This window comes from Paenibacillus mesophilus, assembly GCF_005938385.1.
GTDB classification, from domain to species: domain Bacteria; phylum Bacillota; class Bacilli; order Paenibacillales; family NBRC-103111; genus Paenibacillus_AB; species Paenibacillus_AB mesophilus.
The window spans coordinates 53,778-73,778 of sequence record NZ_VCRA01000025.1 but is presented as its reverse complement, the minus strand read 5'-3'; the positions used below and the strand labels follow the sequence as shown (position 1 = coordinate 73,778).

The 20,001-nt window shown below is 53.5% G+C and carries 16 protein-coding genes; all 16 read left to right on the top strand.

From position 1 onward, the window contains the following. Nucleotides 1-331: 331 nt before the first annotated feature. The 16 genes from thrS (at nt 332) to FE783_RS29340 (ending at nt 19,999) form a co-directional block, all read left to right on the top strand. On the top strand, nt 332-2,245 hold the full coding sequence (thrS, locus tag FE783_RS29415; protein ID WP_138882966.1) for a threonine--tRNA ligase: 1,914 nt from the start codon (nt 332-334) through the stop codon (nt 2,243-2,245). A gap of 291 nt (nt 2,246-2,536) precedes the next feature. Beyond that, on the top strand, nt 2,537-3,283 hold the full coding sequence (locus FE783_RS29410; protein ID WP_338015919.1) for a 3D domain-containing protein: 747 nt from the start codon (nt 2,537-2,539) through the stop codon (nt 3,281-3,283). Nucleotides 3,284-3,421: 138 nt separating this feature from the next. Beyond that, nucleotides 3,422-3,952 carry an RNA polymerase sigma factor gene (locus FE783_RS29405; protein WP_158302098.1) on the top strand — a complete coding sequence of 177 codons (531 nt, stop codon included), beginning with the start codon at nt 3,422-3,424 and terminating at the stop codon, nt 3,950-3,952. Nucleotides 3,953-4,424: 472 nt separating this feature from the next. Continuing rightward, nucleotides 4,425-5,480, top strand: coding sequence for a cell wall-active antibiotics response protein LiaF (gene liaF, locus FE783_RS29400; protein ID WP_138882964.1), 1,056 nt, complete (start codon nt 4,425-4,427; stop codon nt 5,478-5,480). Beyond that, entirely contained in the window at nt 5,477-6,553 is a 1,077-nt protein-coding gene (locus FE783_RS29395; protein WP_138882963.1) for a HAMP domain-containing sensor histidine kinase, read from the top strand. Before liaF ends, FE783_RS29395 begins: the two co-directional genes overlap by 4 nt. Nucleotides 6,554-6,565: 12 nt before the next feature. After that, on the top strand, nt 6,566-7,240 hold the full coding sequence (locus tag FE783_RS29390) for a response regulator (RefSeq protein ID WP_138882962.1): 675 nt from the start codon (nt 6,566-6,568) through the stop codon (nt 7,238-7,240). A gap of 58 nt (nt 7,241-7,298) precedes the next feature. After that, nucleotides 7,299-7,712 (top strand): YugN family protein, encoded by a 414-nt coding sequence (locus FE783_RS29385; protein WP_138882961.1) that lies wholly within the window; start codon nt 7,299-7,301, stop codon nt 7,710-7,712. A 785-nt stretch (nt 7,713-8,497) separates the two neighbouring features. Continuing rightward, nucleotides 8,498-10,042 carry a S1C family serine protease gene (locus FE783_RS29380; RefSeq protein WP_138882960.1) on the top strand — a complete coding sequence of 515 codons (1,545 nt, stop codon included), beginning with the start codon at nt 8,498-8,500 and terminating at the stop codon, nt 10,040-10,042. A 216-nt stretch (nt 10,043-10,258) separates the two neighbouring features. Further along, nucleotides 10,259-10,945: a response regulator transcription factor gene (locus FE783_RS29375; protein WP_138882959.1), complete on the top strand. Its 687-nt coding sequence runs from the start codon at nt 10,259-10,261 to the stop codon at nt 10,943-10,945. A gap of 3 nt (nt 10,946-10,948) precedes the next feature. Then, the gene (locus tag FE783_RS29370) at nt 10,949-12,415 is read left to right on the top strand and encodes a sensor histidine kinase (protein ID WP_138882958.1); all 1,467 of its coding nucleotides are present in this window, start codon (nt 10,949-10,951) and stop codon (nt 12,413-12,415) included. Between the two features lie 62 nt (nt 12,416-12,477). Next, nucleotides 12,478-13,428, top strand: coding sequence for a 4-hydroxy-3-methylbut-2-enyl diphosphate reductase (locus FE783_RS29365; RefSeq protein ID WP_138882957.1), 951 nt, complete (start codon nt 12,478-12,480; stop codon nt 13,426-13,428). Between the two features lie 12 nt (nt 13,429-13,440). Then, the gene (locus tag FE783_RS29360) at nt 13,441-13,992 is read left to right on the top strand and encodes a DUF2062 domain-containing protein (protein ID WP_138882956.1); all 552 of its coding nucleotides are present in this window, start codon (nt 13,441-13,443) and stop codon (nt 13,990-13,992) included. A 220-nt stretch (nt 13,993-14,212) separates the two neighbouring features. Next, entirely contained in the window at nt 14,213-15,256 is a 1,044-nt protein-coding gene (gene aroF, locus FE783_RS29355) for a 3-deoxy-7-phosphoheptulonate synthase (RefSeq protein ID WP_138882955.1), read from the top strand. 314 nt (nt 15,257-15,570) lie between these two features. Continuing rightward, nucleotides 15,571-16,995: a type I glutamate--ammonia ligase gene (glnA, locus tag FE783_RS29350; protein ID WP_138882954.1), complete on the top strand. Its 1,425-nt coding sequence runs from the start codon at nt 15,571-15,573 to the stop codon at nt 16,993-16,995. A 232-nt stretch (nt 16,996-17,227) separates the two neighbouring features. Then, on the top strand, nt 17,228-18,574 hold the full coding sequence (locus FE783_RS29345; RefSeq protein WP_138882953.1) for a hypothetical protein: 1,347 nt from the start codon (nt 17,228-17,230) through the stop codon (nt 18,572-18,574). 108 nt (nt 18,575-18,682) lie between these two features. Next, nucleotides 18,683-19,999 (top strand): DUF1800 domain-containing protein, encoded by a 1,317-nt coding sequence (locus tag FE783_RS29340; protein ID WP_138882952.1) that lies wholly within the window; start codon nt 18,683-18,685, stop codon nt 19,997-19,999. Nucleotides 20,000-20,001 lie beyond the last annotated feature (2 nt).

The following is a 20,001-nucleotide window of genomic DNA, read 5'->3' as shown; positions in this document are numbered from 1 at the left end:
TAAAGGAAAAAAATGACGTTATTCGGGCGGAAACTCGTTGCGCCGAACAAATAGAGGAAAAAAAGATCTTATTTCCTGAAAAATGACCGGAAATGGCGAGCAATCCGCTGAAAAAAGAGAAAATAGATGCAATATATTCCGCTATTCGGGTCGAGGAACGAGAAATCAAGCGTTTTTTTCCGCTAAGGAACTTTAACGGAATTACCGCCCTAGCTTACGACCTGGGCTTTCGGACCGGCAAGTCCCGGTCGTTAGAAAGAAGAAACGTCATCCGCTAAAGTTCCTAACGGAGGCGAGATGCATTTAAAACCATATAAAGGAGGAAGTCGGTATGTCTATTCAAATCCAATTGCCCGACGGGGCGGTCAAGGAGTTTCAACCAGGAACGAGCATCGAGGAAATAGCGGGCGCGATCAGCCAGGGGTTGAAAAAAAACGCGGTGGCGGGAAAAGTGGACGGCAAAGCCGTCGACTTGAGCTACCGGCTGGAGCGGGACGCGAAGGTGGAGATTGTGACGCTCGAATCGGCGGAAGGACTCGAAGTGTATCGCCACAGTACGGCTCACCTGATGGCGCAGGCGCTGAAACGGATTTACGGCCATCAATCGGTGAAGCTCGGAATCGGCCCGGTCATTGAGGACGGATTTTACTACGATGTCGATCTCGAGCACCCGTTGTCTTCGGAAGAGCTTCAGAACATCGAGCGGGAAATGGAGAAGATCGTGCAGGAGAATTTGCCGATCCGGCGCCGGGAAGTGGGCCGCGAAGAAGCGGTGCAGCTATTCTCCGAGCTGGACGATCCGCTCAAGCTGGAGCTGCTTCGCGATCTGCCTCAGGATACCGTCATCTCGCTATACGAGCAGGGCGAGTTTACCGATTTGTGCCGGGGACCGCATCTCCCTTCGACGGGGCGCATTAAGGCGTTCAAGCTGCTAAGCGTTGCGGGCGCATACTGGCGCGGGAATTCCGACAATAAGATGCTGCAGCGCGTATATGGTACGGCTTATCCGCGGAAGGCGGAACTGGAGGAGCATCTCGTCAGGCTGGAGGAAGCGAAGAAGCGGGATCACCGCAAGCTAGGCAAGGAGCTGGAGCTGTTCATGTTTTCCGAGGAAGCGCCGGGCATGCCGTTTTATTTGCCAAAGGGGACGGTTATCCGCAATGAGCTCGAACAGTTCTCGCGCCGCCTGCAAGCCGAGCACGGCTACGAAGAAGTCCGCACTCCGTTCATGATGAACCGGAGAATGTGGGAGCAGTCCGGGCATTGGGATCATTATCGCGACAATATGTATTTCAGCCAAGTCGACGAGACGGCTTTTGCTTTGAAGCCAATGAACTGCCCCGGTCATATGATCCTGTACAAAAATACGATGCATTCGTACCGCGAGCTGCCGATCCGGCTGTCGGAATTCGGACAGGTGCACCGTCACGAGCTGTCGGGGAGCTTGGGCGGGATGATGCGTGTCCGCACGTTTTGCCAAGATGACGCCCACATCTTCGCCCGTCCGGACCAGATCGAGGATGAGATCGGCCAAGTTATCGATCTGATCGACCGCATGTACAGTGTGTTCGGGTTCGAGTATGCGATGGAGCTTTCCACAAGACCCGAACAATCGATGGGGTCCGACGAATTGTGGGAGCAGGCGGAGGGGGCTTTGCGGAACGTACTGGAGCGGCGCGGCGTTCAATACCGTCTAAACGAAGGCGACGGAGCTTTCTATGGGCCGAAGATCGATTTCCATATCCGTGACGCGATCGGAAGAAGCTGGCAGTGCGCCACAATCCAAGTGGATTTTCAAATGCCGGACAAATTCGACCTATCCTACGTGGACGAGTCGAACCGGAAGCTTCGCCCCGTCGTCATTCATCGCGCCGTGTACGGGTCGATAGACCGCTTTATCGGCATTTTGACGGAGCATTACGCAGGAGCGTTTCCGGTATGGCTCTCTCCGGTTCAGGCGACGGTCATTCCCGTGTCCGAGAAATTCGACGACTATGCCAAACGGACGGTGCAGCTGCTTCGCACGGCCGGCATCCGGGCGGACGCGGACTTGCGAAGCGAGAAGCTCGGTTACAAAATCCGCGAAGCACAGCTGTCCAAAACGCCCTACATGCTCATCGTCGGCGAGGATGAAGCACGCGACGGCATGGTCTCCGTCCGCCTCAGAGGAGAAGGCGACATCGGCGTAATGGAAGCGGAGCAGGTCGCGGAGAGAATCAACGATGATATCCGGAATCGCAAATGAGGCTGCGGCAGCAAACGCCATATCAAACCCCCATGAACAGATCGTTCACGGGGGTTTTTGGCGGCCTGCGGAGGCCTTTCAATCGACAAGCGTCAAGCAAAATGGGATGATTCGATTTCCGAACACCGCTCTCGTTGTGCCGGATGTCGAGCAATGCAAGTAACAAGGCTGGTTCTTCCTTTTGCATAGGGAGTGCCCGCCGATTCAACACCATTCCGTTTTTAAGTTCCGGCTCCCGTATAGATCGCCGCATTTCGGGGAAACCTCTTCCTAATTGGAGGTAACCATATAATGTTATTGTCGACGTTTTGTCAATCCAGACGGTTTCGGACCGCCCTGCTCTGTTCGGCACTGCTGGCCGTACCGGGACCTATGGAAAGCAACTCGGCCGCCGGAAAAGCGTATTCCGTAACATCGGGGGGCGCGGCTCCCGCATCCGCCGTTGCCGGCAATCCGCTGAATTCCGACGAACCATCGCAGCTTCCCGCACAAGCGGTCAAACCGGACGTTCCGGCCGCCGCATCCGCCGGCGAGTCCGTAGCGGAAAGACTGTCCAAACTCAAATCCCGCCAGGAGCTTATCGAAAAAAATAAACGGTTCCCGATGCTGCATGGAGATGTGTCGCAATTTAAGGGCTCGATGGAAGTAGTCGCTACGGGATATTACGCGGGAGTCGAATCTACAGGCAAAAGACCCGGCCATCCCGAGTACGGCATTACGTTCTCGGGGGTAAAGGTGCGGCAGGGAGTGCTGTCAACCATAGCGGCCGATCCGAAGGTGTTTCCGCTCGGGACGATTCTTTACATCCCGGGGTACGGCTACGGAATTGTGGCCGATACCGGTTCGGCGATCAAAGGGAAGAAGATCGACCTGTACTATACAACGAAGGCCCAAATCTATAAAGAATGGGGAAAACGGACCGTCCAAGTATTCGTCGTCAAGCATGGCAACGGCCGCGTCACGGAACAAACGCTCGATTTGTGGGATGACGTGATGACTGCGGTATCGTCGCAAAAAATCGGTTCGTTGGATCTATAGCCGCAAAAACCGATGTCCTGTTTTGTCGAGAACAGTGCATTGGTTTCTTTTTTTTTCTACAACTCTATGCTAATATGTTCCATATAGGAAACGCATTCATTGGCAATGGTTAATTCCTGTTTCTGGGAGATGAGCCTGATGAGAACGGGATTGCTGCATACGGAATTAAATAGCGCGGAAGAGCAAGATGCATTGCTAATGGACGTGTACAAGCAAATGTTTATAGTGGCTTACTCTATCATTCGCAACAAGACGGAAGCGATGGACGCCGTACAGGAATCGTGGGTGAAAATATTGCGCAAGCTGGATACGCTGCGCGACCGGGATAAGCTGATCCAATGGGCCAAAGTGATCGCCACCAATACGGCATACAATATGATCAAGCGCAAAGTTGCCGTCTCGCTCGGCGACGCCGAGGAGAACGGCATGCCGCTCGTTGCGGCCGAAGGGGTCGAGGAGCGTGTGATGCGCAATATCATTTTCGAAGAAATCAAGAAGCTGGACGACAAAACAAGACAAATATTGACTTATAAATATTATTACGATTGGAAGGACAAAGAAATCGCGGAACGGATGGATCTGCCCGTCGGGACCGTCAAAGCTCGTATTCACCGGGGCAAGGAGCAGCTGAGGGCGATGCTGAACGATCCGTATTTGAAGTCCGAATAAGGACGGTAACGTAACAAGAATACATACCGGTTGGTAAGCACGGGATTACATAAAGTAGTCACCTCCATCAAATAATACGTTTTGTGGAGGTGACTTTACATGGCGAAGAACAAAAATAAAAACCGGAAGAACAACGCCGAGTTTGCCGAAGAAGTGACTACAGCCGGCGCCAACAAAAAAGCGCAAAACAACGTCAACCAGAACACCAACCGCTAATAAAGATGAGAAGACGGGGGCCCGCGGGCTCCCGCCTTTCGAGATATCAGTATGCGCCGGTCCCACTTTTCCGTGGGGCTTTTTGCGTTTTTCCGTTTTGCGGAAGCTCGGAAGCCTCGCTTCCGATAGTCCATCCAAGACTCGGTCCGGAGACGGAGTACGAATCAATCCGCCGACTCTTTGTTTCCTACCGGAAATCCAATACAATGTTAGTAAGCAGAACGGGTGGCGAACCATACGCCTGGAGGAATTCACTATGAGAAACGGCTTTTGGGGCAAGTCGGTCGGCGGATTGGTGCTCATTGCGATCGGCATCGTATTTTTGCTCAATCAGACCGGCATGATTACGGTCGATCTGGGTTACATTTTCTCGAACTTCTGGCCGGTAGTGCTGATCATTATCGGGCTTAAGGGGATTTTGGCCGTACGCCACTTCGGACACGGCTACATCGGCTCGTTCATATGGGGCTCGGTTATGATCGGTCTCGGTCTGGTGTTTCTGAATAAAAATTTCGGCTGGATTCCGAATTTCAGCGTCGGGGATTTGTTCAAATATGCGATACCCGCTATCCTGATCCTAGTCGGCTTGCAGATGTTGTTCCGGCCGAGGACGCCAAGAATCGATCCTGAACCTGAGCCATATACACCCAAAGAGTGGAAACCGTACTCCGGCGGCGATGCGAACCCGTCCGATCCGGTTTCAGGCGATAGCTCTCAAGGGATGTATACTGCCGGCCCCCAAACTCCGCCTCCGCCGCAGGCAATGAACCATAGCGGGGGAAGCTGGAGCGAGGCCAAGCAAGAATGGAAGCAGCGCAACCGGGAATGGAAAGACGAGCTTAGGCAGCGCAAGCGCGAATGGAAGCACGAATGGAAGCAGTGGAAGCACGGCGGGCACAGCCATGGATGGGACGGCTGCTCCTACGACGGCAGAGCCGACAACCGGAACAGCTTTATCGGCGACGTGCGGATCGGCCGCGAATATTGGGAGCTGAAGCCGCTCAACATCTCCCATTTCGTCGGAGATACGGAGATCGATTTGACGCGTGCCAATATTCCTTACGGGGAAACGACGATCAATATATCGTCCTTCGTCGGAGACGTGAAAATATTCGTCCCGAATGATTTGCAGCTCGAAATCAGCGTCAGGGCATCGGCTTTTCTGGGCGACATGAGCGTGTTCGACAGATGGGAAGGCGGATTGTTCCGCAATATGAAAGCCGAATCCCCGGCCTATGCCGAAGCGGATAAACGGATTCGCGTCAACGTGAGCACGTTCATCGGGGATGTGAGGGTGAAGCGGGTCGGATGAATCGTTTAACGAGATCGATCAATATCAAGTGGCAGCTGCTCAGTTATTTTCTCGGCGCTATCGCCATCGTGCTGGGCGGCTTCGCATTGGGATGGTTATACTGGCGAGATTCGCTCAGCGTCAACAATTTATGGATCGAGTACGTGCTGCTGCTCGTCGTGTCCGGGCTCGTAATCGCCTACTTGATCGCGGCCCAGCTCCAACGCAAAATCGACAGGCTGCATCTGGCCATTCTGCAGCTGGCCAACGGTAATTTGGGCGAGAGGGTCCATCCTTTGGGGGTGGATCCATTCGACCGTATATATGGGGATTTCAACGAGATGGCTTCCTCGATCGAGAAAAGAGTCATGCTGCTGCAGCAGGTCGGCGAGGAGAACGTCATGCTGCAAGCCAAATCGAATGAAGATGCCGTAATCGAGGAGCGGAAAAGGCTCGCCCGAGATTTGCACGATACGGTGAGCCAGCAAATGTTCGCGATCCATATGTCGGCTTCGTCGTTGTCCAAAATGGTCGAACGGGGGCAGACGGAGAAGGTCGGCCCGATTCTCCAGCAGCTCGTGTCGATGTCCAACTTGACGCAGAAACAGCTCCGTTCCATGATCGCCCAGCTGCGGCCGATCGAACTCGAGGGCAGACGGCTATCGGATGCGCTGGACAAATGGTTTCCGGATTACTGCCGGCAAAACGGACTGCAGGGCAGTATGGATATTCGACTCGGCGGATCGTTGTCGGACGGTATTGAGCATCAGCTGTTTCTTATTATTCAAGAAGGAATGGCGAACGTGGTCAAGCACGCTTCGGCGCGTCACGTCGTGTTGTCGCTTCACGACAACGGCAATCAGTACGTCCTGCAAGTCCATGACGACGGGCAAGGCTTCGAGAGCGACAGCGTCCGCGTCAACTCTTACGGACTGTCGACCATGAGCGAACGGGCGCAGAAGCTTGGCGGAAATATGGAGGTAAGAAGCAAAGCCGGCGCGGGAACGCGAATTAAAGTCAGTATTCCGAAATTTGTACCGACAAAGGATCCGGCGAAGAAAACCGACCAAGGTCAAGGTTCGGATCAGGAATAGGAGCATGCGTATATGGAGAACGTTATTAAGCTTATGATTGTGGACGATCACGATATGGTGAGGCTCGGATTGAAAACGTACTTGTCAATGGAAAGCGACTTTCTTGTCACGGGGGAGGCGGCGAACGGCAAGGACGCTTTGGAGCGATTGAAGGGAGCCGGACAAGACGGCCTTCCCGATATGATCTTGATGGACCTCATGATGCCGCTTATGGACGGGGTGGAAACGACCCGCGAGGTGTCCCGGCTGTATCCGCAGGTGAAGGTGATTTTGCTGACGAGCTTCCTGGAGGATGAGAAGGTGCTGCAGGCGATTGAAGCCGGGGCTATCACCTACGTGCTGAAGACCGTTTCGTCCGATGAGCTGGCCCATGTGATCCGCAGCTCGTACCGGGGCTTGCAGGTTATGAATTCCGAAGTGTCCCAAGCGCTGACAAGAGGGCTGCGGCAGCGCTCCACCCAATCCGGGCAAGATGACGGAGCGGGACTGACGGGCAGAGAAATGGAAGTCATGCTGCTGATCGCGGACGGCAAATCGAACAAGGATATTGCCGACGAGCTGCATATCAGCATCAAGACGGTCAAGACGCATGTGAGCAACCTGCTGATGAAATGCGAAGTCGAGGATCGGACGCAGCTTGCCATTTACGCTCACCGCAAAGGCTGGAGCGGCAAGCCGGCGGGCTGAGGCAGGGATAAAATCGGCATTTTTGGCGCAAACTATTGTTAAAAACAAGGAGTGCGCCATGAAGCCGATTCAATCCGCTCTGGAAAACCGTACGGACGAATTCGATCGCGTCAAAGATCATTTGCAGCAGTATCAGTTCACGCTCGGAGGGAACTGGGACTATGATCACGGCTGCTTCGATCATTCGCTGGATGAAGCGAATAAAGTGTGGCTCCGGCTGCCGTTCGAAGTGACCCGCGGCAAGCTGGCGGGCGCCGAGTCGCCTAATCCAGGCACGCAAATTTTGATGGGGACGCCGTTCGTGCTGAAGCACGTCTACAATGAAGGGCTGGATTCCGAAGCGGTTCCCCGTACGTTCGGGGCGATGATCGACCAATTCCAGGATCCGGTCGACAAGGATGCCGGCGTGGAAGACCACTGGGTAAGGAAGGCGACGGAATTGCTGCGAGAGGTGGAGCAGGGGCTGGTATAGCCCCTGCTTGTTTTGGTTTCGGAGGGAGGACGGGGGGCGGCCGGTTGGTTTGCCGGTTAAGGCATGTCGATAACTGTAAAAGGTGTAGTTAATTCTACGTTTTATCGATATTGGACAGCTTTAAATGGAAAAGATGCAGCTATTATTATCGAATTCGCTCCATATCGCCCATTATCGCGGAATTAGATGCAGGTTTTCCAGTTAGCTCCCCGGTTTCCGCCTGATTCGGCAAAATTAGATGTAGGTTTTCCAGTGCGCGCCTAGCCAAGCTAGGCACAACTAGCTGATGAAAGTTCAACCGAGGTAGGGGTCAAGCCGCCCCTCGTGGCTAGCAGGCAGACGTTGAGGAAATCCGGCGGCTGAAGCCCTGCGAATAGCTGCGCCAAGCGCATTGAAGCAAACTAGAGAAGCATCGCGGAATAGGCTTCGACAGCGTTTGCGTCACTTTTTGGGGCGCAAGTATCGGGGTCCCCGAAAAGTACCCGGAATAGGCTTCGACAGAATCGCGTCACTTTTGGGGCTCAAGTATCGGGGTCCCCGAAAAGTACCCGGAATAAGCTTCGACAGCGTTTGCGTCACTTTTTGGGGCGCAAGTATCGGGGTCCCCGAAAAGTAATCGGAATAAGCTTCGACAGGATCGCGTCACTTTTTGGGGTAAATTTAGCTTCATTTTAGTTTGTTTTAATGTTCGTTTAAGGTTGCGGGTGCAATATATAGACAAGAAGAACAACATACAGCAATACAATTGAAAGCAGGGAGAATGTAAACCGGAGGAGGATTTTGCAATGGAAAATAACAAACGCGACTATAGCGACTTCTTTAAACCGCAGAACGACGAGTCGAATCGCGCAAACCATAACGAGCAACACGACGACAAAACCGAGAAACCATCGTACTACTATTCGTACGGCCCGTTCAAATCATCGGCCGGCAACGATACGGGAGAAACGACAACCGCTTCGTCGGAGCATGGAACGTCGAATGTTGAAATTACCGCACCGCGCCCCGTACGCCCTTATTACGGATATACCGACCGGGGCGAGCAGATGCAGCAGATGCCGGCTTCGCAAAATCCATGGGAATTCAATGGCGGGAAGAAAAAATCGGGCTCCTTCAAATCGTACTTCGCTACTTTCTTGGCGGGCGCGGTCGTGGTCGGAAGCTTGATGTTCGCCTCCGATAGATGGAATTTGTTCAGCGACGCGGGAGTGCTTTCGCAAAATAACGGCGCGATATCAAGCTCCGTAACGAAAGCGAACGGCAGCGGCGGCAACGGCGGCGCGACGACGGCGGCGTTGGAATCGATCGTCAGACCCGACAATATTTCGCAAATCGTCAACAATGCCAGCCCGGCCGTCGTAAAAATCAATACGTACGCCAAAGCAAGCAGCCGTTCCAGAAGCGGTACGAATTCCGATATCTTCGACTATTTCTTCGGAAACGGCCAGCGCCAGCAGCCGAATACCGGCAACGGCACGCAGCGTCAGACGCTTGGCATGGGCTCCGGGTTCATCTTCGATAAAGAAGGATACATTCTTACGAACGAGCATGTCATCAACGGCGCCGACGAAATCGAAGTCGAAGTCCAAGGCTACAGCCAGCCGTTAAAAGCGAAGCTGCTCGGATCGGAATACAGCCTCGACTTGGCCGTGCTTAAAATCGAGAAGCAGGACGGCAAAGACTTCAACATGCTGCAGCTCGGCAGCTCCGACGATATCAGCGTAGGCGATTGGGTCGTCGCGATCGGCAACCCGTACGGCTTTGACCATACGGTTACGGTAGGCGTGCTCAGTGCGAAGGAACGCCCGATCGACATTCGCGATACCCAAGGAACGCGGGAATACAAGCATTTGCTGCAAACGGACGCTTCGATCAACCCGGGCAACTCGGGCGGTCCTCTCTTGAACCTGCAAGGCCAAGTAATCGGCATTAACACGGCGGTCAGCTCGCAGGCGCAAGGCATCGGCTTCGCGATTCCGACCAGCACGGTGACGTCGGTTCTGGAAAACCTGAAAAACAACGTGAAAATTCCGATCCCTTACATCGGCGTGAACATTCAAGACATTCCCGAAGAATGGGTCAAGGAATTGAAGCTGGATAATGCGCAAGGTACGGTCGTCGCTTCCGTCGTCCAAGGCAGCCCGGCATCCAAAGCCGACCTGCAGCCGTACGACGTCATCACCGAAGTGAACGGCACGAAGGTGAAAAACACGGAAGAATTCCGCAATACGATCAAAAGCTTCAAAGTAGGCGACAAAGTAACGCTCACGGTACACCGCAGCGGCAAAACGTTGACGACGGCTGTCATCGTTGGAGACATGAATAAATAACGAAGGAAGCCGTATTCGGCAGGAGGAAAGCAGAGCGGGACGCTGGGACGTTCCTCCTGCTTTCCTTTTTCGTTGAGGAGACATCCGAATCGCCGGATTTGCCTTCGCAATGCGGGGTATTATACGATAGAATCATCACTTCACTTTGGGAAATTTTGTTTCGGAATAAACTGCAAAGCATCACTACACTTTTTGGGGAAAAGGATGGTTGGACGATTGAGAGAGCATATTTTGGTAATTGACGATGACGAGAAAATAACGTCCATGCTGCGGCGTTCGCTTGCATTCGAAGGATATACCGTCACAACGGCGAACAACGGCACCGAAGGCTTGAGGCAAATGCTGGCGATGGAGCCGAGCTTGCTCATATTGGACGTCATGATGCCGCAGATGGACGGCTGGGAAGTATGCCGCCGCGTCAGGGAAGGCGGCAGCTCGGTGCCGATTCTGATGCTGACGGCGAAAGATGAAGTCGCCGACCGGGTAAGGGGGCTCGATTTGGGCGCCGACGATTATTTGGTCAAGCCGTTCGCGCTCGAGGAGCTGCTGGCGAGAATCCGATCGCTGATGCGCCGCCGCGGGGATACGGCGGAGCAGAAGACGAACCGGACCCAGTTCGAGGATATTATGCTTGATCTGGATACGCGGGAGGTGATCCGCGCCGGCCATACGATCGAGCTGACAACCAAGGAATTCGATCTGCTTCATCTGTTTCTGCAGAATCCGAAACGGGTGCTGTCGCGGGATATCATTATGGAGAAAATATGGGGCTACGACTACAGCGGCGAATCGAACGTGCTGGAAGTATACATCGCGCTGCTGCGGCAAAAGCTCGAGGAGTACGGCGGCAAGCGGATCATTCAAACGGTTCGGGGAGCGGGCTACGTACTGAGAGGGGAATGACGGATGTCGATACGTCTGCGCCTGACGCTTTGGTATTCGGGCATACTGGCCGTTACGCTGCTAGTATTCGGAATAGCGCTCTACGCGTTTTTCAACTTTAAGCTGCATAACGATTTGCGCGACGAGCTGGTCATTCAAGCGCGGGAGGTCAATAAAGAGATTCGCGGCTTCGGGGTGTTTTATTCGCTGCCGGAGTTGCGCGAATTCAAATCCGCCGGCATTTATTTGCAAAGCATCTCGACCCAAGGACAGATCAAGCGCTCCAGCAATTTGCGCAGCAACCTTCCATATTCGGAGGAATCGATTAACCGGGTATTGCAGGGTGGCGACGGCTTCGAGACGATAAACGTCAATCAGGAGTACAAGCTGCTCATGTATTATAGCCCTCTTGTGTTCGAAGGCTCTCTCGTCGGCGTGCTGCAGGTTGCGACCGTACTCGACGACGTTGAGCAGTTTTTGTACAATTTGAGGCTCATTTTGATCGTCATAGGCTTGCTGACGATTTTCCTCGCCGCCTCCGCAGGCTGGTTTTTGTCAAGAAAAGCGTTGAAGCCGATCGAGAACGTGATCGATGCGGCGAACGCCGTGGAGAAGAGCGCCGACTTGAGCAAACGGATCGATTACGCGGGACCGATGGACGAGATCGGACGTCTGACCGATACGATCAACGGCATGCTTACGCGTATTCAAGGGATGTATTCCGAGCTGGATGACGCATACCGCGCTCAGCGGCGCTTCGTCTCGGATGCTTCGCACGAGCTCCGCACCCCGCTTACAACGATCCGGGGCAATGTGGATCTGCTCGAGAAAGTATGGAAATCGACCGCGCTCGAATCGGGCAAAGAAGACGGTACCGGCATAAGCGTGATCCGGGACGGCAATGTCGAGCTGTCGCTCGAGGCGATGCACGACATCGCTTCCGAGGCCGAGCGGATGTCGAGACTCGTCAACGATATGCTGTCGCTTGCCCGGGCCGACGCCGGCTTTACGATGAGCCAAGAGCCCGTGGAGATGAGGCCGCTTGTCGAGGAAGTGATTCGCCGGGCGCAGTTTTTGCCGCGAAGCGCCGAATGGATAGCCGGGGATTTGGCCGTTCTGAACGACGTTTATGTGCAGGGGAATAAAGATTATTTGCAGCAGCTGCTGTTCATTCTCATCGAGAACGCATTCAAATATACCGAGGAGGGGCATGTCGAGCTGGATGCGCTGCAAGCAGGCGGTCAAGTCGGGATCCGGGTAAGCGACACCGGAATCGGGATGGACAAGGACGAGATTCCTTATATTTTCGAACGATTTTACCGGGCCGATCCGTCGCGCGGCAAAAAATCCGGCACCGGCCTCGGGCTGTCCATCGCGAAATGGATAATTGACGCTCACGGCGGCTCGATCGAGGTGAAGACGCAGAAGGAAAAAGGTACCACGTTTATCGTGTGGCTGCCCGTCCTGCCTTCGCTTTCTAATCCTTATTGAATACGGTATAATGAAATTGTAAACAGTTGATGTCAAATCGTGTCGAAAGCAGGCGGATTGCGATGGAAGTGCTTAAAATATCTCCCAGAGGATATTGCTACGGCGTAGTCGACGCAATGGTTCTCGCGCGCCAAACGGCCCGCAACCTCGACTTGCCGAAGCCGATCTATATTTTGGGAATGATTGTGCATAATAGTCATGTGACCGAAGCGTTCGAAGACGAAGGCGTCATTACGCTCGACGGCGCCAACCGTCTAGAAATTTTGGACCGGATCGAGAAAGGGACGGTCATCTTCACCGCCCACGGCGTATCGCCGGAAGTACGGAAGCGCGCCCGGGAGAAGGGATTGACGGTCGTCGATGCGACATGTCCCGATGTAACCAAGACGCATGACCTGATCCGGGAGAAGACGGGACAGGGCTACGAAATTATTTATATCGGCAAGAGAGGGCATCCGGAGCCGGAAGGAGCCATCGGCATCGCACCGGATCACGTTCACCTGATAGAGAAGGAAGAAGAGATCGGCCAGCTGGATCTGCCCGTCGACAAAATCATCATTACGAACCAGACGACGATGAGCCAATGGGATATCCGGCACATTATGAACCGGCTGATCGCGAAATTTCCAGCAGCCGAAATTCATAACGAAATATGTTTGGCTACTCAGGTGCGGCAGGAGGCGGTGGCCGAGCAAGCGAAGGAAGTGGAGCTTGTCATCGTCGTCGGAGATCCGCGGAGCAACAATTCGAACCGTCTCGCCCAAGTATCGGAAGAGATAGCCGGAACGAAAGCATACCGGATATCCGATGTGTCGGAAATCGATACCGGTTGGCTGACCGGCATTAACAAGGTCGGCGTTACGTCGGGAGCTTCCACGCCTACTCCGATCACGAGGGAAGTGATCGGATATTTGGAACAATTCGATCCCGATCGTCCCGAGACATGGGAAATCAAACGGACGATCAACAAAAGCAAGCTGCTCCCGCCGGTAAAAGCACTTTCACAAGAATAGGATGGGGACCCGATGACGGTACAAGTGAAGCGTACAACAAGACCCGCCAACCCGTCGCGCCTCACTCGGACGTTCAGTGGGATAGCCCGATGGTTTAGATACAAATATTTGCAGCTGTCGCGGGCGAAAGGCGGAGCCGCCAAAGTGGCCGCGGGCTTCTCTATAGGCATTGCCGTGGAGATGGTCACTTTGCCGACGTTCGGATTGGCCTTTTTCCTTATTTTCCCGCTTGTTTATTTATTTCGGGCGAATATCGCCGGGGCCTTGATCGGCTTCGTGTTCGGGAAAATCATCTACATTCCGGTGGCGTTTCTCAATGCGAAGGTAGGCGGCTTGATCGTTCCGGACCGGTTTAACGAATGGATCTCGTTTTTGCCGCATTGGATCGAGAAAATGCTCTACGTCAACGCGAAGCTGATCGTCGGCGGAATCGTGGACGGAACGATGATCGCTCTGCTGCTTTATTTCCCGCTCAAGCAATTGCTCCAGCTGTTTACGGCGAAACGTTCCGAGAAGCGCCGGGTGCGCCGGGAACAGCTCATACTGAAGCAAACGAATCATTGATCTTCCCGAAGGATCGCTTGGAACATGGTTATGTTCCGGCGATCTTTTTTGTTTGGAATGTCATTGTTTTCCCTATTGACGGGGAAAGGCTTATCGGGTATAGTTACTTTAACGATTAAAAGCATAAAAGCTTAAAAGCGTATACGCGTTGAAGCGTCTAAGTGAGAAAAGACAAGCGATCCGTTCGCCGGACGCAAAGCTACAGGGAGAGTGAATAATCATGATCGCAGTAACATCCAACCAAGTTTCCGACGAGCGCATCGCCGAAATCGTCCGCCATATCGAGAAGCAAGGCGTGCAAGCCCACGTGTCCAAAGGAACGGACCGCACCGTCATCGGCATAATCGGCAAGGCCGATCCGAAGCTGGCCGAGCAGCTCCGCCAAATGTCCGGTATCGAGAACGTCATCAAAATATCGAAGTCCTACAAGCTGGCAAGCCGCGATTTCCACCCGGACAATACGGTCATCAATATTAAGGGCGTAGAGATCGGCGGAAGCGAGCTCGTCATTATGGGAGGTCCTTGCGCAGTCGAATCTCCGGAGCAGATCGACGAGATCGCCCGGCTCGTGAAGGCGGCAGGCGGTCAAGTGCTTCGCGGCGGCGCATTCAAGCCGAGAACCGGTCCTTACAGCTTCCAAGGCGTAGGCGTGGAAGGCTTGGAAATGATGGCCGAGGCCGGCAAGAAACACGGCCTGCTTACGATCACCGAAGTCATGACACCGGAATATGTCGACGTTTGCGCCGAGCATGCCGACATTTTGCAGGTCGGTACGCGCAATATGCAAAACTTCGACCTTCTTCGCAAGCTCGGAACGATCCAAACGCCGGTGCTGCTGAAACGCGGCTTCAGCTCGACATACGACGAATTCCTGAATGCGGCCGAATACATTCTGGCCGGCGGCAACCCGAACGTCATGCTGTGCGAGCGCGGAATCCGAACATTCGAGACGTACACGCGGAACACGCTCGACTTGACGGCCATTCCGGTGCTTCACCAGCTGAGCCATCTTCCGGTCATTTCCGATCCGAGCCATGGTACGGGACGCCGGGAACTGGTCGAGACGATGTGCAAAGCGTCGGTAGCGGCGGGAGCGGACGGATTGATCGTCGAGATGCATACGGATCCGGACAACTCGATGACGGGAGACGGCGTACAGTCGCTGTTCCCGGACCAGTTCGCCAAGCTGCTGCAGGATCTCGAGAAATTGGCGCCGCTGTGCGGCAAAACGTTCGAGACGAAGAAAGAGCCGCTTCACGTATAAAGCTATCTATAATAGGTCATCCTTGCAGGCTCCCGTCGCATAGGCGGGAGTCTTTTCGTTGTCTTTTCGATCATATAAGGGGGATTTCGTGTCGTTTTCCCAAAGTGCCTATGATGAAATAGCGGATTTTTTGTCGAAATTGTGAAGTGAAACGCTTTCAATGTAAGCAAACCTGACATGATAATAAAAAATACCTTACATAAGTATTGACGCTGTTTTGAACCGCGATTATAATTAATTCCATAATCAATAAAAAACCTGAACAATGATCGATCGTGATGCGGTGAATGTTCGGAAATGGGAGGATTTAAATCATGTCTGTCCAAAATGTGCTCAATCTGATCAAGGAAAAAAATATCGAGTGGGTAGATTTCCGTTTTGTCGGATTGTTGGGTAAAGCGCAGCATATCAGCTTGCCAAGCAGTGAGGTAGACGAAGATACTTTCGTAAACGGTGTGGCATTCGACGGTTCCTCCATCCCGGGCTTCCGCGGAATCGAAGAATCCGACATGGTCATGATGCCGGATACGGAAACCGCTTATGTGGATCCTTTCACCGCACATCCAACCTTGATTATTATGTGTAACATTCATACGCCGGACGGCGAACGGTATGAGCGCGACCCGCGTTCGATCGCTCAAAAGGCGGAAGAATATTTGCAGCAAGCGGGAATCGGTACGGCCGCATTTTTCGCTCCCGAATCCGAGTTCTTCATCTTCGACGACGTCCGCTTCGAAACGGGCATGAACAAATCGTACTTCGAAGTCGACTCCGAAGAAGCGGCATGGAATAGCGCCCGCAAAGAAGAAGGCGGCAACCTCGGCTTCAAAGTGCCGGTCAAAGGCGGATACGTGCCTGTAGCTCCAATGGACTCGCAGCAGGACATCCGCAGCGAAATGTGTCGATTGATGGCTGAAGCGGGGCTGCGCATCGAGCGTCATCATCACGAAGTGGCGACTGCGGGCCAAGCGGAAATCAACTTCCGGTTCGACACGCTGACGAAAACGGCCGACAACCTGTTGAAATATAAATATATCGTGCACAACACGGCGCGCCAATACGGCAAAGTGGCAACCTTCATGCCGAAGCCGCTGTTCGGAGACAACGGATCCGGCATGCACGTCCACCAATCGATCTTCAACGGCGACACTCCGCTGTTCTATGAGAAAGGCGCCTACGCGAACTTAAGTGAAACAGCGCTTTACTATTTGGGCGGTATTCTGCACCATGCTCCTGCCTTGATCGCGATTACGAACCCGAGCACGAACTCGTTCAAACGTCTCGTACCGGGCTATGAAGCGCCTGTCAACCTCGTGTTCTCCAAAGGCAACCGTTCCGCAGCGGTGCGTATTCCGATCGCGGCTGTTACGCCTAAAGGATGCCGCATCGAGTTCCGTACGCCGGACTCCACGGCCAACCCGTACTTGGCGTTCGCAGCGATGCTGCTCGCCGGTCTGGACGGCATCAAAAACAAAATCGACCCGCGCAAACTGGGCTACGGTCCGTTCGACACGAACATCTATGAGCTGTCCGATGCCGAGAAGAACGAAATCCGCAGCGTACCGGGCACGCTTGACGAAGCTCTCGACGCGCTCGAAGCGGACAACGAGTTCTTGACTCAAGGCGGCGTGTTCACGAAAGATTTCATCAGCAACTATATCGAACTGAAACGCGGCGAAGCGAAATCGGTCAATATCCGCATTCATCCTCAAGAATATTCCTTGTACTTCGATTGCTAATCAAATAAGCAATACCGCGCCTCCGGCTTTCCGCCGGGGGCGTTTGTTTTGTGTGGGCGGGAGCATATGACAAGTGTCATGACCGGCAGGGACCCGGGTCCGAAAAGGACCTAGACCAAAGACCGGTTGGAAAAACAATCCACAGTCCGATTTCTCGGCTTCATCATTCCCTTACAATGGGTTATGGAGAGAGACAAAAAAACAAAAAAATCGGATTAGGTGGAAACCAAACATGAAAACATTGAATATTGCAAAAAAAGGTGTAATCATCGGCGGAGTTGCAGCTGCCATTCTGTTCGGCGGGACGTTTGCTGGTATCGGAGGAGTATCCGCATACGCGGCTACAACGCAGGTCGACTATAAGGCGATCGTCGAACGTAACTTGTCCAGTGTGGTCAGTTATGTCGGGGCAATTGCCAATCGGGAAGATAGCGAAATTAGAGAAGAACTGATGCGGGGGCAAAACTTGGTCCAACTATCCGGCATGACCGGATCGGAACTGTTGAATCGATTGGCCGCTTCGCTCAACCAATCGATCGATCTGGCTGCCCGGAGCGACAAGGCGATTACGAAGGAAGAGCTCGAGCGGATCAAGAGCGATGCCTCGCAACGGATTTCGACGATCATCTCGACAGATGGTTATGACGATACAAAGAGAGACGTGGATTACGAAATCATCATCGATCGTCACATGTCGGGTTTGGTCGGCTATGTGGGAGCTATCGCCAACCGGGAAGACAGCGAAGTGAGGGAATTATTGCAACAAGGCAAAAGTTTGGTGGAGCTGTCCGGCTTGACGGAGTCGGAACTGTTGAAACGATTGACAACTTCGCTCAACCAATCGATCGATCTGGCTGCCAACAGCGACAAGGCGTTTACTAGGGAAAAGGTCGACCTGGTCAAACGCGATGCCGCGCAACGGATCTCGACGATTATATCGACAGGCGGTTATGACGACACGAAGCGAGATGTGGACTACGAAATCATCATCGATCGTCACTTGTCGGGTCTGGTCAGCTACGTCGGAGCTATTGCCAACCAGGAAGACAGTAGGGTAAGGGAATTGTTGCAAGAAGGCAAAAGTTTGGTGGAGCTTTCCGGCTTGTCGGACTCGGAACTGTTGAAGCGATTGACAGCTTCGCTCAACCAATCGATCGATCTGGCTGCCCGGAGCGACAAGGCGTTTACTAAGGAAAAGATTGACCGTATCAAGAGCGATGCCGCGCAACGGATTTCAACGATTATATCGACAAGCGGTTATGACGATACGAAGCGTGATGTGGATTACAAAATAATTATCGATCGTCATATGTCAGGTCTGATCAGTTACGTCGTAGCTATCGCCAACCGGGAAGATAGCGAAGTGAGAAATTTATTGCAAGAGGGCAAGAGTTTGGTGGAAGTATCCGGCTTGAATCAAACGGAGCTTCATGATCGGCTCGTGGATTGGCTCAACCAATCACTCGATCTGGCTGCCAAAAGCGACAAGGCGTTTACGAAGGAAAAGCTTGACCGGATCAAGAGCGATGCGGCGCAACGGATTTCGACGATTATATCGACAGGCGGCTATAAAGAGTAATGCGGCGTTGACCCTCCCGGTTACGGGAGGGTCATTCTTTTGTAACATTTTCGTCGTATGCTTCTTAATAGAGCCCGGAGGTTCGTTAAGAGGCAGGGAGGATGGTTTATGGGAACCGGATGGACGGAAAACGATGCGGTGCATTTGCTTAGCCGGACGATATTTCATGTGTCGCCGGGTGATGTGAACGCCGCGCTCTCTCTTGGCCAAGAAGAGACCGTGCGAAGGTTGATCGAAGGCATTTCGCTTACGGGAGACAAGAAGTCGATACCGCCGATCGAGGAGACGATGGCCGATGGCAAGCAACTGAAGCCGAACGAGATCAACGACGAGCAAACGTACTGGCTGTATCGGATGGCCGCGAGCGACGAGCCGCTTCGGGAGAAGATGACGCTGTTCTGGCACGATCATTTCGCTACATCGCATCGGAAAGTAAATGATGCCGCGCTAATGCGGCAGCAGAACGAGATGTTCCGGAGTTTGGCGCTCGGGAGCTTCCACGAGCTAGTGCTTGAGGTAGGCCGTGATCCGGCGATGCTCATTTGGCTCGATTCGAACAGCAACAGAAAAGGCCAGCCGAACGAAAATTACGCGCGCGAAGTGATGGAGCTGTTCACGCTCGGTCTCGGCAATTACACCGAGGAAGATATTAAGGAAGTGGCGCGGGCATTTACAGGCTGGGGATTTAACCGAAACACCAAGCAAGTGATGTTCGCTCCGAGACAGCATGATAGTGGCATTAAGAAAGTACTGGGGGAGACCGGCAATTTCGACGAGAAGACCGTTGTCGATGTGCTGTTCCGGCAGAAGGCGCTCGCTCCCTTCATGGCGCGCAACCTGCTGACGTTTTTCGGGACGCCGAATCCGCCGGAGCGATGGGTGGCTCAGGTGGCGGCCGATTTTGCCGAGAAAGAAACGATCGGGGAGGTGCTGCGCTCGCTGTTCGAGTCCGATGAATTTTACAAGCCGGAGTACCGGCTTACGGTCGTCAAATCGCCGGCCGAATATGTGGCGGGCATACTCCGCGCATTCGAGATCCCGATCTCGAAAAGCTTCATCGGGAACATGCGCAAAATGGGACAGGAGCTGTATATGCCTCCGGACGTAGCCGGCTGGGATGGCGGGGCTGCCTGGCTCATGGCCAGCTCGCTGTTATCGCGCTCCCAGTTCGCGGAATCGGTGTCCAAGCGGATCAAGACGAATATGTTTACGTCGCCTTCCTATATGCCGGAGCGCAAAGATAAGGCAGAGGAATGGGTCGATTTATGGAGCCGTCAAGCAGGCTTGTGGGACTTGAGCGAACGGAGCCGAAGCGTAATCGCGAAATATGCGGACGAGACGTTCGTCCATGCGGCGTCGAAAGTAAACGGGATGAGGGGAACGCTGCAATTGCTCATGATCAGCCCCGAGGCCCAGATGAAATAACG

Excerpts from the sequence above, each read along its gene's own strand:
- thrS (WP_138882966.1), top strand. The coding sequence starts at position 332 with ATGTCTATTCAAATCCAATTGCCCGACGGGGCGGTCAAGGAGTTTCAA.
- FE783_RS29410 (WP_338015919.1), top strand. The coding sequence starts at position 2,537 with ATGTTATTGTCGACGTTTTGTCAATCCAGACGGTTTCGGACCGCCCTG.
- FE783_RS29405 (WP_158302098.1), top strand. The coding sequence starts at position 3,422 with ATGAGAACGGGATTGCTGCATACGGAATTAAATAGCGCGGAAGAGCAA.
- liaF (WP_138882964.1), top strand. The coding sequence starts at position 4,425 with ATGAGAAACGGCTTTTGGGGCAAGTCGGTCGGCGGATTGGTGCTCATT.
- FE783_RS29395 (WP_138882963.1), top strand. The coding sequence starts at position 5,477 with ATGAATCGTTTAACGAGATCGATCAATATCAAGTGGCAGCTGCTCAGT.
- FE783_RS29390 (WP_138882962.1), top strand. The coding sequence starts at position 6,566 with ATGGAGAACGTTATTAAGCTTATGATTGTGGACGATCACGATATGGTG.
- FE783_RS29385 (WP_138882961.1), top strand. The coding sequence starts at position 7,299 with ATGAAGCCGATTCAATCCGCTCTGGAAAACCGTACGGACGAATTCGAT.
- FE783_RS29380 (WP_138882960.1), top strand. The coding sequence starts at position 8,498 with ATGGAAAATAACAAACGCGACTATAGCGACTTCTTTAAACCGCAGAAC.
- FE783_RS29370 (WP_138882958.1), top strand. The coding sequence starts at position 10,949 with ATGTCGATACGTCTGCGCCTGACGCTTTGGTATTCGGGCATACTGGCC.
- FE783_RS29365 (WP_138882957.1), top strand. The coding sequence starts at position 12,478 with ATGGAAGTGCTTAAAATATCTCCCAGAGGATATTGCTACGGCGTAGTC.
- FE783_RS29360 (WP_138882956.1), top strand. The coding sequence starts at position 13,441 with ATGACGGTACAAGTGAAGCGTACAACAAGACCCGCCAACCCGTCGCGC.
- aroF (WP_138882955.1), top strand. The coding sequence starts at position 14,213 with ATGATCGCAGTAACATCCAACCAAGTTTCCGACGAGCGCATCGCCGAA.
- glnA (WP_138882954.1), top strand. The coding sequence starts at position 15,571 with ATGTCTGTCCAAAATGTGCTCAATCTGATCAAGGAAAAAAATATCGAG.
- FE783_RS29345 (WP_138882953.1), top strand. The coding sequence starts at position 17,228 with ATGAAAACATTGAATATTGCAAAAAAAGGTGTAATCATCGGCGGAGTT.
- FE783_RS29340 (WP_138882952.1), top strand. The coding sequence starts at position 18,683 with ATGGGAACCGGATGGACGGAAAACGATGCGGTGCATTTGCTTAGCCGG.